This window comes from Synechococcus sp. R6-7 (assembly GCF_047461695.1).
Taxonomy (GTDB): Bacteria; Cyanobacteriota; Cyanobacteriia; order Thermostichales; family Thermostichaceae; genus Thermostichus.
In genome coordinates, this window is the sequence record NZ_JANSHS010000120.1 from 1 (window position 1) to 15,761 (window position 15,761).

General features: G+C 58.7%; 12 protein-coding genes. 2 read left to right on the top strand and 10 right to left on the bottom strand.

Annotated elements, in window-relative coordinates; all coding sequences use genetic code 11:
• A partial coding sequence (msrA, locus tag NW815_RS04235; protein ID WP_414415745.1) for a peptide-methionine (S)-S-oxide reductase MsrA occupies positions 1 to 487 on the top strand: 487 nt, incomplete at its 5' end.
• A 16-nt stretch (positions 488 to 503) separates the two neighbouring features.
• On the opposite strand, the gene cysW is transcribed toward msrA, so the two are convergent.
• The 10 genes from cysW to pflB all read right to left on the bottom strand — a co-directional run bounded on the left by cysW (position 504) and on the right by pflB (position 14,439).
• Positions 504 to 1,343 (bottom strand): sulfate ABC transporter permease subunit CysW, encoded by an 840-nt coding sequence (gene cysW, locus NW815_RS04240; RefSeq protein WP_414389084.1) that lies wholly within the window; start codon positions 1,341 to 1,343, stop codon positions 504 to 506.
• Positions 1,333 to 2,145: a sulfate ABC transporter permease subunit CysT gene (cysT, locus tag NW815_RS04245; protein ID WP_414330111.1), complete on the bottom strand. Its 813-nt coding sequence runs from the start codon at positions 2,143 to 2,145 to the stop codon at positions 1,333 to 1,335. Before cysT ends, cysW begins: the two co-directional genes overlap by 11 nt.
• A gap of 6 nt (positions 2,146 to 2,151) precedes the next feature.
• Positions 2,152 to 3,195, bottom strand: a complete 1,044-nt coding sequence (locus NW815_RS04250) for a sulfate/molybdate ABC transporter ATP-binding protein (RefSeq protein WP_414343938.1) — start codon at positions 3,193 to 3,195, stop codon at positions 2,152 to 2,154.
• A 174-nt stretch (positions 3,196 to 3,369) separates the two neighbouring features.
• The gene (locus NW815_RS04255; protein WP_414389086.1) at positions 3,370 to 4,410 is read right to left on the bottom strand and encodes a sulfate ABC transporter substrate-binding protein; all 1,041 of its coding nucleotides are present in this window, start codon (positions 4,408 to 4,410) and stop codon (positions 3,370 to 3,372) included.
• A gap of 141 nt (positions 4,411 to 4,551) precedes the next feature.
• A complete protein-coding gene (locus tag NW815_RS04260; RefSeq protein WP_414389088.1) occupies positions 4,552 to 7,338 on the bottom strand; it encodes a GNAT family N-acetyltransferase in 2,787 nt (928 codons plus the stop codon).
• Between the two features lie 10 nt (positions 7,339 to 7,348).
• The gene (gene adhE / locus NW815_RS04265; RefSeq protein ID WP_414389089.1) at positions 7,349 to 9,979 is read right to left on the bottom strand and encodes a bifunctional acetaldehyde-CoA/alcohol dehydrogenase; all 2,631 of its coding nucleotides are present in this window, start codon (positions 9,977 to 9,979) and stop codon (positions 7,349 to 7,351) included.
• Between the two features lie 92 nt (positions 9,980 to 10,071).
• Positions 10,072 to 10,482: an OsmC family protein gene (locus NW815_RS04270; protein ID WP_414389091.1), complete on the bottom strand. Its 411-nt coding sequence runs from the start codon at positions 10,480 to 10,482 to the stop codon at positions 10,072 to 10,074.
• A 182-nt stretch (positions 10,483 to 10,664) separates the two neighbouring features.
• Entirely contained in the window at positions 10,665 to 11,414 is a 750-nt protein-coding gene (gene pflA / locus NW815_RS04275) for a pyruvate formate-lyase-activating protein (RefSeq protein ID WP_414415746.1), read from the bottom strand.
• 247 nt (positions 11,415 to 11,661) lie between these two features.
• Positions 11,662 to 12,045, bottom strand: coding sequence for a pentapeptide repeat-containing protein (locus tag NW815_RS04280; protein ID WP_414388699.1), 384 nt, complete (start codon positions 12,043 to 12,045; stop codon positions 11,662 to 11,664).
• A gap of 87 nt (positions 12,046 to 12,132) precedes the next feature.
• Entirely contained in the window at positions 12,133 to 14,439 is a 2,307-nt protein-coding gene (pflB, locus tag NW815_RS04285) for a formate C-acetyltransferase (protein ID WP_414388697.1), read from the bottom strand.
• Between the two features lie 413 nt (positions 14,440 to 14,852).
• On the opposite strand from pflB, the gene NW815_RS04290 reads away from it, so the two are divergent.
• A partial coding sequence (locus NW815_RS04290) for a VOC family protein (RefSeq protein WP_414415747.1) occupies positions 14,853 to 15,761 on the top strand: 909 nt, incomplete at its 3' end.

Consider the following 15,761-nt stretch of genomic DNA (forward strand, 5'->3'; position numbering starts at 1 on the left):
GGGGGCAGAGCGCAAGTTTTGGCAGGTGCCAGGGGTGTTCAGCACGGCGGTGGGCTACGCTGGCGGGTTTACCCCCAACCCCACCTATGAAGAGGTCTGTACTGGCCTGACTGGCCACAACGAGGTGGTGCGGGTGGTTTACGACCCAGCTCAGGTCAGCTATGCCCAACTGCTGAAGGTGTTTTGGGAAAATCACGACCCTACCCAGGGGATGCGCCAGGGCAATGATGTGGGCACCCAATACCGCTCCGGCATCTATGTGTATTCTCCGGCGCAGCGGGAGCTGGCGGAAAAAACCCGCGATCTCTATCAGCAGGCCCTGACCGCCCACGGCTACGGCCAGATCACCACCGAGATCTTAGACGCGCCTGAGTTTTACTACGCCGAAGACTACCACCAGCAATATCTGGCCAAGAATCCGCGCGGCTACTGCGGCCTGGGGGGCACTAAGGTTTGTCTGCCAGAGATCCTCACCGAGCCCGTCTGATCCACACCCTGACGGATCAAAAGATCCGGCGGGAATGGGATCCCCGCTCAAGGAACTCCCTAGCCACTAGGGTTACCACCGCCAGCAAGGAGAGCACCACCGCCGCCGCATAGGCTGAGCCGGTGGCATAACTGCGGTAGGCATCTTCCACGAACAGGGGCAAGGTCTGGGTGCGGCCAATGATGTTGCCGGAAACCACAGCCACAGCGCCGAACTCCCCCATGGCGCGGGCATTGGTCAAGATGACGCCGTACAGAAGGCCCCAGCGGATGTTGGGCAGGGTGATTCTCCAGAAGATCTGCCAGGGGGTCGCCCCCAGCGTTTTGGCGGCTTCTTCCTGGTCGGTGCCTGCCTCCTCCAACACCGGCAACACTTCCCGCGCCACAAAAGGAAGGGTGATGAAAGCCGTTGCCAACACAATGCCCGGAAAGGCAAAGATAACCCGCAAGTTCCAGGATCCCAGCCAACCCTGACGCCCGAAGATGAGCACCAGCATTAGGCCAGCCACCACCGGGGAAATGGAAAAGGGCAGATCGATCAGGCTCAGCAGCAGCGCCCGCCCCGGAAAACGCCGATGAGCAATGGCCAAGGCAGCACAGAGGCCGAAAAAGGTATTGAGGGGCACAACGACCAGGGCGGTTAGCACCGTCAACCGCAGGGCACTGAGCAACTCCCGCTCTGTCAGGCGATGGAGAAAGGCTGGGATCCCTTCTCGAAACGCCTGATAGAAGATGTTCACCACCGGGATCCCGAGCAGCAGCGCGATGTAAAGCCCGACGATCCCGATCAACAGGCCCGACAGCCAAGGGTTTGTCGATGGCTCCGGCTTGACACCCGATACCCCCTTAGGTTTCATGGCGGCTTCCCCAGGCTTGCAGAAGATTAATTACCACCAGCGACAGGAAAGAGATCCCCAACATCACCGTTCCGATCACCGTTGCCCCGGCATAGTCGTGTTGTTCCAGCCGCTGAATCACCAGCACCGCCGCAATCAAGTCCCGAAAGGGAATGCTGGAAGCAATGATCACCACAGAGCCGTATTCCCCAACGGCGCGGGAAAACCCTAGGGCTACCCCGGTGAGCACTGCCGGCAGAATCTGGGGCAGCACCACCCGTCGGAAGGTCTGAAAGCGGGAAGCCCCCAAACTCCAGGCTGCCTCTTCTACATCTTTCTCCAGCTCCTGCAACACCGGCTGCACCGTCCGCACCACAAAGGGAAAAGAAATAAACAGCATCGCCACCCCCACCCCCAAGCGGGTAAAGGAGATGCGGATCCCCAAAGGGGCCAAAAGGGATCCAATCCAGCCGTTGCTGCTGTAAACCGTTGCCAGGGTGAGGCCGGCCACGGCGGTGGGCAAAGCAAACGGCAGATCGATCAACCCCTCGAGAAGCTTTTTGCCGGGGAAGGCGTAGCGCACCAGCACCCAGGCAGTCAGGGTGCCCATCACGCCGTTGATCAGAGCCGCCAGCAACGCGGTTACAAAAGTAACTTCATAGGCGGAGAGGGCCACGGGATCCGTCGCGATCCGCCAAAACTCCGCCCAGCCCACGCTGCTGGACTTGGCAATCAAGGCAGCCAGCGGCAGAACCAACATCAAGAAGAGATAGCCCAGGGTCAGCCGCCACGGCCAAGACAGTTGAGACAAAGCTTGCAGCAACGTTTCTCAAGCTCCCACCGGCATTGCGGTCATCTCGGTTTTTTTGACGGGAAAGGCTTTCACCACCTTGGGGCGCACATAGACCTGCTGCCCCACCTGCAGGGGTTGGTTGGCATATTGCTCGCGGCTGAGATGGGCCCACAGGGATCCGCCATCGCTAAGAATCAGCTCCGCCTGAATCTCCCGACCCAGGTGGATGATCTCCTTAACGCGGGCAGAAACACCACTGCTGCCGGGGTTGACCTCAATCTGCACATCGTGGGGGCGCAAAAAAAGCTGATGCGGGCCGGCCTGCACCTCGGGAAGCTGGCAAAAGAGTTGGGAGCGGGGAGAAAGCTCGTTGACCGGGCCGACAAAGCTCATCACAAAGGGTGTAGCTGGATGGTCATAGATTTCTGCCGGGGATCCCACCTGTTCGATCCGCCCCTGGTTCATCACCACGATCTGATCCGCCACCTCCATGGCTTCCTCTTGATCATGGGTTACAAATACCGTTGTCACATGCACCTCATCGTGCAGGCGCCGCAACCACTTGCGCAGCTCTTTGCGGACTTTGGCATCCAGGGCCCCAAAGGGCTCATCCAACAGCAACACCTGCGGCTCCACCGCCAAAGCGCGGGCCAGGGCCACCCGCTGCCGCTGCCCCCCAGAGAGTTGAGAGGGGTAGCGATCCCCGAACCCCGATAGCTGCACCAGCTCCAGCAGCTCATCCACCCGTGCCCGAATCTCGGCCCGTGAAGCCTTGCGGATCTCCAAGCCAAAGGCGATGTTCTGCCGCACCGTCATGTGCTTGAACAGGGCGTAGTGCTGAAAAACAAAACCAATGTTGCGCTCCTGGACGCTGGCATGGGTAGCATCCCGCCCGGTGAGGGAAATCCGCCCCGTATCCGGCTTTTCTAGGCCGGCAATCAGGCGCAGCAGGGTGGATTTGCCAGAACCCGATGGCCCCAAGAGGGCAACCAGGGATCCCGTGGGAATGGTGAGATCGGTGGGGTGAAGGGCCTGAAACTGCCCAAAACGCTTCGATACCCCTTCGATGGTGATACCCATAGGTTCTGCCTAGCTAGTGGTTTGCCTGAGAAGTTGCTGGATGGTTGCCGGCTGAGTCTTCTGGAGAGGGTGAGGGAAGTTAAACCCGCGGCTAATCTACGGTAAACCTGTCAACAAACCGTTGATACAGCTCCCAAGATAACTTGAATGGGGATCCAAAACAAGGGAGACTCCCTACAACTGAGCTTGGATGCGGTCAAACAAGGCCCCATCGGCAAAAAAGCGGCTTTGGACAACCTCCCATCCGCCCAGGTCGGCGACGGTAACCCGCTTCTCAACAGGAGGGTAACGCCAGGCAAACTCTTGGGCCACTGTGGGTTCTACCGGGCGAAAGCCCACCTCGGCAAAGGCCCGCTGCGCTTCTGGGGTGAATAGGTAGTCCACAAAGGCTTCGGCCACGGCACGGGTGCCTTTGCGATCCACATTGGCATCCACCACGGCTACGGGGTTGTCGATGGAAATGTTGGGATCCGGCACCACATAGAACAGGGATTGGCCGCGCAGGCTGGCCAAGATCACCTCATGTTCGTAGGTGAGCAGGGCATCCCCTTGCCCTTTTTGGAAAAAAACATCGGTGGCCTCTCGTGAGTCCCGCGGCAAAATGCGGACATTCTTGTAGACCTGGGTGGTGAAGGCCAGAGCCTGGGGTTCAGGGACAGCGCTCCAGAGGGCTAAAAAGTTCCAGCGGGCGCCCCCTGAGGTCTTGGGGTTGGCGGTAACCACCTGCAAGCCGGGCCGAGCCAGATCTTGCCAAGAGCGGATCCCTTGGGGGTTGCCCTCCCGCGTTACAATCACCGCCACCGAGCGGGTGACGATCCCTTGGTTGGGGGTGCGGGCTTCCCACCCCGGCTGGATGAGACCCGCAGCCACGATGCGCTCCACATCCAAAGCTAGGGCCAAGGCCACCACATCGGCATCCAGCCCGTCAATAACTGCCCGCGACTGCGTTGCCGAGCCGCCGTAGCTGCTTTCTACGCGCACCCGTTGCCCCGTTTTCGCCAGCCAATCGGCCTCAAAAGCAGGGATGATCTGCCGGTAGGCATCCCGCGTCACCGCAAAAGAAGCGAGGAGGATCCTGACTTCCCCCTGCAATCCCCCCCCTCGGCCACAGCCGCCAAGGCCAAGCAGAAGGCAGAGCAGCAGGGATCCCATCCCCAGCCACCGTCCCCCGCTCGCCAGCAGCCTCTGGATCCCGCCTGTCTTTGTAACCTCCATAGCCGTCCTCAAAACCTCGGGCCGCCCTCGCCCCCAGCCTCTCTCCGACAGAGGGGCTCCGCTTGCTGTAGGCGGAAGGAGCAGGCCCTTGTTCCTATTCTACGGTAAGCCGGTCGGCAAACCGTTTTTATTTAAGGATCCCTAGGCAGGACAGGGGGTGGGGATCGCCGCATCGACAGCGAGATCCAGCGTGGCCTTGAGAATGCCAGGATCCTCTGGAGAAGGGTGCAACTGGAACCCCAGCCGCTGACACAGGCGGCGCATGGCCTCGTTTTCGCCAAGAACCTCGCCGGTGAGGCGCTGGATCCCTTCGCAGCGGGCCACCTGAATCAGGCGGGTCAACAGCTCTGTGCCAATCCCTTGCCGTTGGTAGGGATCCGCCACCAGCATGGCAAACTCTGCTTCTTGGGGAAAGCCATGTTTTCTGGAGAGGCGGCTGATGCCGAGGATTAAGGACTTCGTCCCGCTGACGCGATTGGCCTCTGGCTCCTGTTTTTCTGCTACTAAGGCAATCTCGCGGTCGTAATCGTTAAAGCAAATGCGGGTAAGGCGCTCGTGGGCGATGCGGACGCTGTATTTGATCGGGTGGAAGTAGCGCAGATAGACGCTGTAATCGGAGACGTGGCGGTGAAAATCGATCACCAAAGGCTCGTCTTCAGGGCGAATGGGGCGAATGGTGATGCCGTCCCGGAAGCTCCAGATGTACTGGGTGGGATAGGGGCGGATGGCCAAGGGCACCTGGGGATCCTGCTCGGTTCGCAAAATGACGCGGGCATCCAAAGCCAGCAGGCCCTCGCTGGAAGCCAGCAGCGGATTGATGTCGATCTCTTTAATCTCCCGCTGCTCGGCCACCAGTTGGCTAAAGCGCACCAAGAGCTGTTCCAGGGCCTCCAGATCGACAGCTGGGCGTCCGCGTACCCCCCTGAGGGCCTTGTAGATGAGGGTGTTTTCCATCAGGCGCCGCGCCAAGGTGGTGTTGAGGGGGGGAAGGCCAATGGAGCGATCCTGAAACACCTCCACCAGTTGTCCGCCACTGCCAAACAGCAACACCGGCCCAAATTGGGGATCCTGGCTGCTCCCCAGGATCAGCTCATAGCCATCCGTGTCCACCATCGGCTGCACCGTGACCCCCTGGAAGTGCTCCGGCCCCGCTTTCTCGCTGACGTTGCGGAGGATTTGCCCGAAGGCCCGGCGCACCGCCTCAGCATCGGGCAGGTTGAGCTGCACGCCGCCCACATCGGTTTTGTGGGTGAGGGTGTGGGAGTAGAGTTTCACCACCACCGGGTAACCCATGGCCTCGGCAGCTTCCACCGCCGCTTCGGGGCTCTCGGCCACCCGCGTCGGCACCACGGGGATCCCGTAGGCGGCCAGGATTTCCTTAGATTCGACCTCCGTGAGAAGCGTGCGGCCTTCCCGCCTCGCCTGGGCAAGGGTTTGCTGCACTTTTTCCTGCTCCACTGGCCTGGTGGGAGCCAGGGTGGGGGTTTCGTAGAGGGCCTTGAGGTTGTCACTAAAGCGCCACAGATGGCTAAACACCCGCGCCGCTTGATCCGGGTAGCGGTAGGTGGGGATCCCGGCTTGGTTGAGGATGTGCTCGCCCGCATCCACGCCAGCTCCCCCCATCCAACTGGCCAGAATGGGCTGCCGGGATCCGCTGCGCCGCCAGGTCTCCACCACTTTCTCAGCCGTGCGGGTGGGATCCGTCATGGCTTGGGGGGTGAGGATGACCAGACAGCCCTGGCTGCCGGGATCCCGCAACACCACTTCCAAAACTTGGGCAAAGCGCTCCGGATCGGCATCGCCCAGGATATCGATGGGGTTGCCGTGGCTCCAGTGGGGGGGCAAGAGCTGGTTAAGCTGCTCCAGGGTTTGGGGAGAAAGCTCGGCCAGGGATCCCCCGGCGCGGATGAGGGCATCGGTGGCCAGCACCCCTGGCCCGCCGGCATTGGTGAGGATGGTCAGGTGAGGGCCCTGAGGACGGGGCTGTTTGGCCAGCACCTCCGCCAGGTCGAAGAGATCTTCAATGTGATCCACCCGCAGCACGCCGCAACGGCGGAAGGCCGCATCCAAAACCGCATCGCTGCCGGTGAGGGAGCCCGTGTGGGAAGCGGCTGCTTGGGCTGCCGCCTGGGTGCGCCCCGCCTTGATGACAATGATGGGCTTGCTCAGGGCCACCTCTCGGGCCGCGGACAGAAAAGAGCGGGCATCCCCGATGGATTCCATGTACAAGACAATGCTGTGGGTATGGGGATCCTCGCCCAAGTAGTCGATTAAGTCTCCCCAGCCCACATCCAGCATCGATCCCAGAGAGATAAAGGCACTGAAGCCCACATTTTCCTGCAGGCTCCAGTCCAGGATCGAGGTGCACAGGGCCCCACTTTGGCTGATGAAGCCCACATTGCCGGGCCGGGCCATCTGGGCAGCAAAGGTGGCGTTTAAGCCCGTGTGGGGGTTTTGGATCCCCAGGCAGTTGGGGCCAATCAAGCGCAGCTTCCCAAGGACTCCGTCCCGCTGACGCGATTGGATAGTCTGCTGAATTTGCTTCTCCAGCTCCCAGCCAGCAGGGCCCGTTTCCTTGAAGCCTGCTGAAAGAACAATGGCGCCCTTGACCCCGGCTTCTACGCACTCCTGCACCACCTTGGGCACCCCCGCTGCCGGAATGGCGATAATGGCCAGATCCACCGGCTCCGGCAGAGCGGACAGCCGCTCGTAGGCCCGGATCCCCAACACCTGGTGCCGCTTGGGATTGACCGGGTAAACCGTGCCGCCAAAGGGGTGGCTAATGAGGTTCCACAACACCGTCCGCCCCACGCTGCCCTCCCGCTCCGTGGCCCCCACCACCGCCACCGAACGGGGCAGAAAAATGGGATTCAGGGGATGGGATCGGGCCCTCCAGATATCCACACTGGGATCCAGTCGTTGCCACATACCCTACTCCTTAGGCCAACACTGGTTCCGGCTGGTGGTAGAGGGCAGAATCCACCCGGCAGCCCCGATAGGCCAAAACGTACAGCTCCTTCATGTCTTGAATGAGGGGATAGCGGGGGTTGGCGCCGGTGCATTGGTCGTCAAAGGCTTGCTCCGCCATCGCCTCCAGACGGTCGTAAAACTCCCGCTCTTTCTCCCCCAGGGCCTCGCGAATGGTGGCCGGGATCCCCAGTTTCCGCTTGAGTTCTTCGATGGCCTCGATGAGGCGCATGACCTTTTCATCGTCATCCGCCCCGCCCAACTGCAGGTAATCGGCAATTTCAGCGTAGCGGTGCTTGGCGTTGGGATAGCGGTATTGGGGAAAAATGGCCTGCTTAAAGGGGGCGTCGGTGGCGTTGTAGCGGATGACGTGGGTAATCATCAGGGCATTGGCCAGGCCGTGGGGCAGATGGAAGGTGGATCCCAGCTTGTGGGCCAGGGAGTGGCACACCCCCAAAAAGGCGTTGGCAAAGGCCATGCCGGCAATGGTGGCGGCGTAGTGAACTTTTTCTCGGGCTTCTGGATCTGCAGCACCTTTTTCATAGGCCCGCGGCAAGTAGGTCATGAGCAGCTTGATGGCTTGTAATGCCAGCCCATCGGTAAAATCGCTGGCCATCACCGACACATAGGCTTCCAGAGCATGGGTGAGGGCATCGATGCCGCCGTAAGCCGTTAGCTTCTTGGGCATCTTTAAGGTGAGATCCGGATCCACAATGGCCATGGTGGGGGTGAGGGCGTAGTCCGCCAGGGGGTATTTGATCCCCACCCGGTCATCGGTCACTACGGCAAAGGGCGTCACCTCGGATCCCGTGCCGGAAGTGGTGGGGATGCAGATGAGCTGAGCTTTTTGCCCCAGTGGCGGCAGCTCGTAAACCCGCTTGCGGATGTCCATAAAGCGCATCGCCAAGCCATCAAACTCCACCTGGGGCTGCTCGTACATCAGCCACATCACCTTGGCCGCATCCATCGGGGATCCCCCACCGACCGCAATAATCACATCCGGTTGAAACTGGCGCAACTGCTCCAGACCGCGATTGACGTTGCTGAGGGTGGGATCCGGCTCTACATCGTGGTACACATCCCAGCTCACGCGAATCTCATCCAAAACCTGGGTGATGGGATGCAATATGCCCAACTCAAAGAGCGGCTTATCGGTCACCAAAAAGGCGCGTTTTTTGCCGGCCAATTCCCGCAGAGCAATAGGCAGACATCCGGGCTTGAAGTAAATCTTGGGCGGGATCCGAAACCAGAGCATGTTTTCCCGACGTTGGGTTACCGTTTTAATGTTGAGCAGGTGGCGCGGCCCCACATTCTCGGAGATCGAATTGCCTCCCCAAGTGCCACAGCCCAAGGTCAGAGAGGGATCCAGCTTGAAGTTGTAGAGATCCCCGATTGCCCCCTGGGAAGAGGGAGTATTGATCAACACTCGCGCCGTTTGTAGGGCATTCTCAAAGTAGGCAATATCGTCTCGATTGGCGGGATCTGTGTACAAAACAGAGGTGTGTCCCCGCCCGCCGAAATTGACCAGTTGGACAGCAACATCTACGGCGCTGTGGAAATCGTTGGCGCGGTAGAGGGCCAGAACAGGGGCCAATTTTTCGTAGGAGAAGGGCTCCTCCGGCCCCACCTTCTCCACTTCCCCAATCAGCAGTTTGGTGCCTTCGGGTACCTGGATACCGGCCAGGGCAGCGATGGTCTGCACCGACTGGCCCACAATGGCCGGATTGAGGCGACCGTCTTTGAGAAGGATGCGGCGCACGGCTTCGGTTTGTTCCAGATCCAAAATGTAGGCCCCCCGATGGCGAAACTCGGCCTTGACCTGCTCGTAGATGGCATCCACCACCACCACTGCCTGTTCTGAGGCACAGATCATGCCGTTGTCGAAGGTCTTGCTCAACAGAATCGAGCTGACGGCTGTGGGGATGTCGGCACTGGCATCGATCACTGCCGGGGTATTGCCCGCTCCCACCCCCAAAGACGGGTGGCCCGAAGAGTAGGCCGCTTTAACCATGCCAGGCCCGCCGGTAGCCAAGATCAGCTTCACCTCAGGATGCTGCATCAAAGCCTGGGACAGCTCGATGGTGGGCTCATCGATCCAGCCAATGAGCCCCACGGGAGCACCCGCTGCCTCGGCGGCTTCCTTAACCACTTTGGCTGCGGCAATAGTACATTTTTTGGCGCGGGGATGAGGGGAAAAGATAATGCCGTTGCGGGTTTTGAGGGTGATCAGAGCCTTGAAAATTGTCGTCGAGGTAGGGTTGGTTACCGGCACAATACCTGCCAAAAGCCCTACTGGTTCAGCAATGCGCTCGTAGCCAAAGCTCTCATCCCGCTCGATAACCCCGCAGGTTTTCTCGTGTTTGTATTTGTTGTAAATGTATTCCGAGGCAAAGTGATTTTTGATCACCTTGTCCTCCACAATACCCATGCCGGTTTCCTGTACCGCCAGCTTGGCCAACGGGATCCGTTCGTTGTTGGCAGCCAGAGCGGCTCTGTGAAAAATCCGGTCTACCTGTTCTTGGGTGAAAGTTGCATATTCAGCTTGGGCAGCCTTCACCTGCTGGATCAAGGTTTCCAGCTCGGCTAGATTGGTTACTGGCATCGGTGGATCCCTCCAAAACTCATCAAGACTTAGACGATAGGAACAATTGACAATCGGATAGTTGGAAATAGTCGAATAACCCGAATGGCAATCTAGGCGCCAACAGGAGCAGGAACTTGGATTTCGGTGGTCAGGGTGGGAGGATGGGTGAGCGTATTGTGAATGATGCAGGCATCAACTGCTTTTTCCAGCCCCTTTTGATGCCTTCCGTCCAGCGGGATCCCAGTTTTTACACGAATGTGAATGTTGTCTAGGCGAGCCGGATGCTCAACTTTCTCCGCCGTGACCACCACAGCCAACCCACTGGGATCCAACTGCCGAGCTTCCAGATATTTGACGGCATAAAAACCAACACAGGCGCCCAGAGAAGCCAGAAACCATTCCGGCGGCGTCATTCCCTGATCTCGACCGTGATTGTCCAAAGGCTGATCGCTGAGAATGCGGTGCCCTCGACTTTCTGCTTGAAACTGAACGCCATCGCGGTAGGTGACGCAAACTTCCATTGGGGATCCCTCCTCTTGGGGTATTCTTCAGTTCACATAGAGTCCGTAAAGTTAGCCTGGGGATCAACTTGGATTCCAGTCAGCTCAGGGCCAATCTGGAGACGGTGCAGAGATTAACTGTGAATCACTTCGGATCTAAGCGTGACCTGGCTATGCTGACCCAAGCCGCAACTGCAGAATTGTCAAATAGCCACCAGTCCTTGATCCCGAAAGATTTGTAAGGCGTGATTCACCTGTTCGGGTGTGGGTGGATCGACATCGGCAAGGGTGTAAGGCAATCCCAATTGCTGCCATTTGTATTCCCCCATCTTGTGAAAGGGCAAAACTTCCACTCGCTCCACGTTGGATAAGGTGGCCACAAACTCGGCCAGACCCTTAATGTTTTCCTCGGGATCCGTCAAGCCGGGAACCAGCACAAAACGAATCCAGGTAGGCTTGTGGATCTGGTCTAAATAGCGGGCCAGATTAAGAGTGGGTTCTAGCGAAACGCCGGTGACCTTTCGATACAGCTCCGGCAGATAAGACTTGATATCCAGCAACACCAAATCTGTATGCTCCAACACAGGCTTGGCTGCTTCCAGTTGCCCATAGCCAGAAGTATCCAAAGCCGTGTGCAAGCCCAACTCATGACAGCGACGGAAGATCTCAGCTACAAAGGTGGGTTGCATTAAAGGCTCTCCCCCGGTAGCCGTAACTCCCCCCCCTCGCAAGTAATTCTTGTAACGTTGGATCTCGGCAATTAAAGACTCAACCGTAACAAGCTGTCCCGCCTCCGGATCCCGACAGTCGGGGTTGTGGCAATACAAACAGCGAAGTGGACAACCCTGTGTAAAAATTACGAAGCGGATTCCTGGCCCATCGACGGTGCCACAGGTTTCCACCGAGTGAATGCGCCCAGCAATTGGTGTCAGGGGGTTCATAACGGTATCCATACTTTTATCCTGGATGACTTTTGCAAAATATCAATCAATCTTGAGGTTTTCTTCCAGATTGCTAACTCAGGTTAAATAGAACACAGTTTCCATTTCTCTTTGGATTAGGTTGGGACTAGATTTTTTTAGATCCCTAGGGTCTTTTAGCTAGACCGCTGCTATCCTGGCTGGCAGGGAGAAGGCGGGATAAAAAGCCAAAAGGTCAGCTTGGGGATCCCACCCAGCTCAGACCGATGGGTCGTGTGGGCTAGGCACGGAGGTATCCACCGTAGATGCCGTGCAGGCGGTGGGCCTTGGGATCGAAATCCTTCGGGAAATGGGTATAGGCATCGACATCTGCGTGATCCAACAAGGCTCCTTCTAAGAGCGCCCCTCGGAAATTGCTGCCAAAGAGGAGACATCCCCGCAAATCGGCTCCCGATAGGTTAGCTCCGCTGAAGTCGGCATAGCTGAGATCGCACCCCCGCAAATTGGCCCCCGCCAAGTTGGCCCCACTGAAATCGGCATAGCTGAGATCGGCGCCAGCCAAATGGATCCCCTGCAGCTCAGCCCCCTGCAAATCGATCTCCCGAAAATCGCGCCGTCCTGAGGCATACTGGCTGACCAGATCCGCAGCGCTACAAACAGTCATGATCATCGGGCCTCCTCGGTTATCGATGGGGGATCCCTTCCATCGACCCCGGTATGGGCGGACTTCAGGGATCCCCAGGCTGGTCTTTTAGCAGTGTTGATGGAACGTGCGGTTAACGACATCCAGTTGCTGCTCGCGGGTGAGCTTGATGAAGTTCACCGCATAGCCGGAAACCCGGATGGTGAGCTGTGGGTAGAGCTCCGGGTGCTCCATGGCATGCAGCAGGGTCTCGCGGTTGAGAACATTGACGTTGAGGTGGAAACCGCCATCCCGCATGTAGCCATCCAGCAGCCCCACTAGATTGGCAACCCGCTCCTCCGCTGTGCGACCTAGGGCCGCCGGCACAATCGAGAAGGTGTTGGAGATCCCATCCAGAGCGTCGGCATAGGGCAGCTTGGCCACCGAAGCTAGCGACGCCACCGCTCCTTTGCTATCCCGGCCATGCATGGGGTTGGCCCCTGGGGCAAAGGGCTCGCCCGCTCGCCGCCCGTCGGGGGTGTTGCCGGTTTTCTTGCCGTAGACCACGTTGGAGGTGATGGTGAGGATGGACTGGGTGGGGATGGCATTGCGGTAGGTCTTGTGCTTGCGCAGCTCGGCCATGAAGGTCTGCACCAGTTGCACCGCAATGGAGTCAACTCGGTCGTCGTTGTTGCCGTATTTGGGGAAGTCGCCCTCCACCGCGTAATCCACCACTAGGCCCCGCTCATCCCGGATGGCCCGTACCCGCGCGTATTTGATGGCGGATAGGGAGTCGGCTGTTACCGACAGGCCGGCCAACCCAAAGGCCATGGTGCGCAGCACGTCCCGGTCGTGCAGGGCCATCTCCAGGCGCTCGTAGCAGTACTTGTCGTGCATGTAGTGGATGATGTTCATGGTGTTGACGTAGGTTTTGGCCAGCCAGGCCATCATCTGCGCCATGCGCGGCCACACCTCGTCGTAGTCCAGGACATCGGCGGTGATGGGGGCGAAAGCAGGAGCCACCTGCTCGCCGGAGATCTCATCCCGACCGCCGTTGATGGCATAGAGCAGGCACTTGGCCAAGTTCACCCGCGCTCCAAAAAACTGCATCTGCTTGCCGATGCGCATGGCCGACACACAGCAGGCGATGCCGTAGTCATCCCCCCAGTAGGGGCGCATCAAGTCGTCGTTTTCGTACTGGATGGAGCTGGTTTCAATGGAGACCTTGGCGCAGTAGCGCTTGAAGGCTTCCGGCAGCCGCTCCGACCAGAGCACGGTCAAGTTGGGCTCGGGCGCTGGGCCAAGGTTGTAAAGGGTGTGCAGCATGCGGAAGCTGGTTTTGGTGACCAAAGGCCGCCCATCTAGGCCCATGCCGCCGATGCACTCGGTAACCCAGGTGGGATCCCCGCTGAATAGCTCGTTGTACTCGGGCGTGCGCAAAAACCTGACCATGCGCAGCTTCATAACAAAGTGGTCAATGAGCTCCTGGGCCTCTTCCTCGGTGAGGATCCCGGCCTGCAGATCCCGCTCGATGTAGATGTCCAGGAAGGTGGACACCCGCCCCAAGGACATGGCCGCCCCGTTTTGCTCCTTGACGGCTGCCAGGTAGGCCAGGTACAGCCATTGGATGGCTTCGCGGGCGTTGGCTGCCGGACGGCCCAGGTCAAACCCGTAGCGGGATCCCATCTCTTTCAGCTCTTGTAGGGCCTTAATCTGCTCGGAGAGCTCCTCCCGCAGGCGGATGGTCTCTTCGTCCATCGTGTCCAGGTCTAGGCTGGCTTTTTGGGCCTGCTTGTCTTCGATGAGCCGATCCACCCCGTAGAGGGCCACCCGCCGGTAGTCCCCAATGATGCGACCCCGACCGTAGGCATCGGGCAGGCCGGTGATGATCCCGGAGCGGCGGCAGCGGCGCATCTCTTCGGTGTAAGCATCAAAAACGCCGTCGTTGTGGGTTTTGCGGTACTGGGTAAAAATTTCCTTGGTGCGGGGATCCAGCTCGTAGCCATAGGCTTTGAGGGAAGACTCCACCACGCGGATGCCGCCAAAGGGCATGATGGCCCGCTTCAGGGGTTTGTCCGTCTGCAGCCCCACAATTTGTTCCAGCTCTGGGTCGATATAGCCAGGGGCGTGGCTGGTGATGGTAGAGGGAACGGCAGTATCGGCATCTAGGATCCCTCGCTCTCGCTCCAGAGCCATCAAATCCTTGACCTTGGCCCACAGCCGCTGGGTGCGCTCGGTGGCTGCAGCTAAGAAGGTTTCATCACCGGTGTAGGGGGTGTAATTGCGCTGAATAAAGTCTCTGACGTCGATGGAGCGCTGCCAGGCTCCCGTTGCAAAATCGCTCAAAACTTTTTGACCGGCTGCGTTGGATCCTGTCCTTGGTTCCGCCTTCAATTCTGTAGGTGATGCTACAGAACGCTGCACACTGGTAACCATAACAATCCTCCCGGCTATTACGCCTGATAATCTATCGACAGGGCGAGGCAGCACCCCAGCCTTTGCCCCACGCAGGCTCTAAAAGAGAGCTAAAGAACCAATAGATCTCTGCAAGGCTTATAGGGATCCTACGAAGGGCTTTTAGCAACTCTTCTGTTTCTTTTTTAGGCGTTCTAAATACACCTCGCCTGATTTAATTTTAGTCCCTTGCGCTCTGAGGATATTTTCGGTTGCGTGATTTTTTAATCTTATTTTCATCCTATTTTTTAATGCTGTTTTAATATCTTCTTAACGTTGTTTTACGCTTTTCCATCGGCAAATGGCGGGCCTATGCTGAGGTAGGACGGCCCAGGTCGTCTGTTGCCGTGAGAACGTCAGGATACTCGGCCTTTGCCTTAGCAGTGCCTTGCTCTATGAACCAGTCCAATCGAATCGTCCAAGGGATCCATCACCTGCACTTCTATCTTTGGGATCTGCCCCGTTGGCAGGAACACTTTTGTCAGGTTTGGGGCTTCCGAATGGACGGACAGCTCGGCAGTACCCTCTGTCTGCGTCAGGGATCCCTGCGCTTGCGCCTATCTCAGCCGGCTCACGCCGGGGATGAGGTGGATCGCTATTTGCAGCAACATTCGCCTGGGGTGGTGGATGTGGCCTTGGCGGTGGAGGAGCAAGAGCTGTTGGGCTTGGCAGAGCTTTTGCAGAGGCGAGGAGCCCAAGTGGAGTGGATCCCGGCAGAAGACGAAGGCTGCCCTGCTCTGTGCCTGCGCACTCCTTATGGACTCAGGCATTCTTTGATCCCCAGCTCAGGGATCCCCGATTCAGCCCCTGCTGAGGAGAACCTGTTTTCCCACTGGGATCACCTGGTATTGAACGTGGAGCAGGGATCCCTGCAGGCAGCGGCAGATTGGTATGGGCAGGTGCTGGGTTGGCGGTCTCTGTATCGCTATAGCATCCGCACCAACACCTCTGGCCTAGAAAGTGTGGTGGTGGGAGATCCTGAAGCCGGGATCCAGTTGGCCATCAACGAGCCCACCTGTGCCGCTTCCCAGATCCAGGAGTTTTTGGATGCCCATCATGGCCCTGGCCTGCAACATGCGGCGTTGCACAGCTCAGATGTCTTCGCCAGTGTGCGCCGGCTGCGACAGGGAGGCGTAAACTTTCTGCAGGTGCCACCGGAGTACTACACAAACCTGGCAAGGGAGCTGGCCTCTGGAGCAGTACTCCCTTCTGGTGGGTTGCCCACCATCTCCTGGCACGACTTGGTGGAGCAGCAGCTCCTTTTGGATACCACCTTGCCTGCCTCTGATTCCCGACACCCCCCC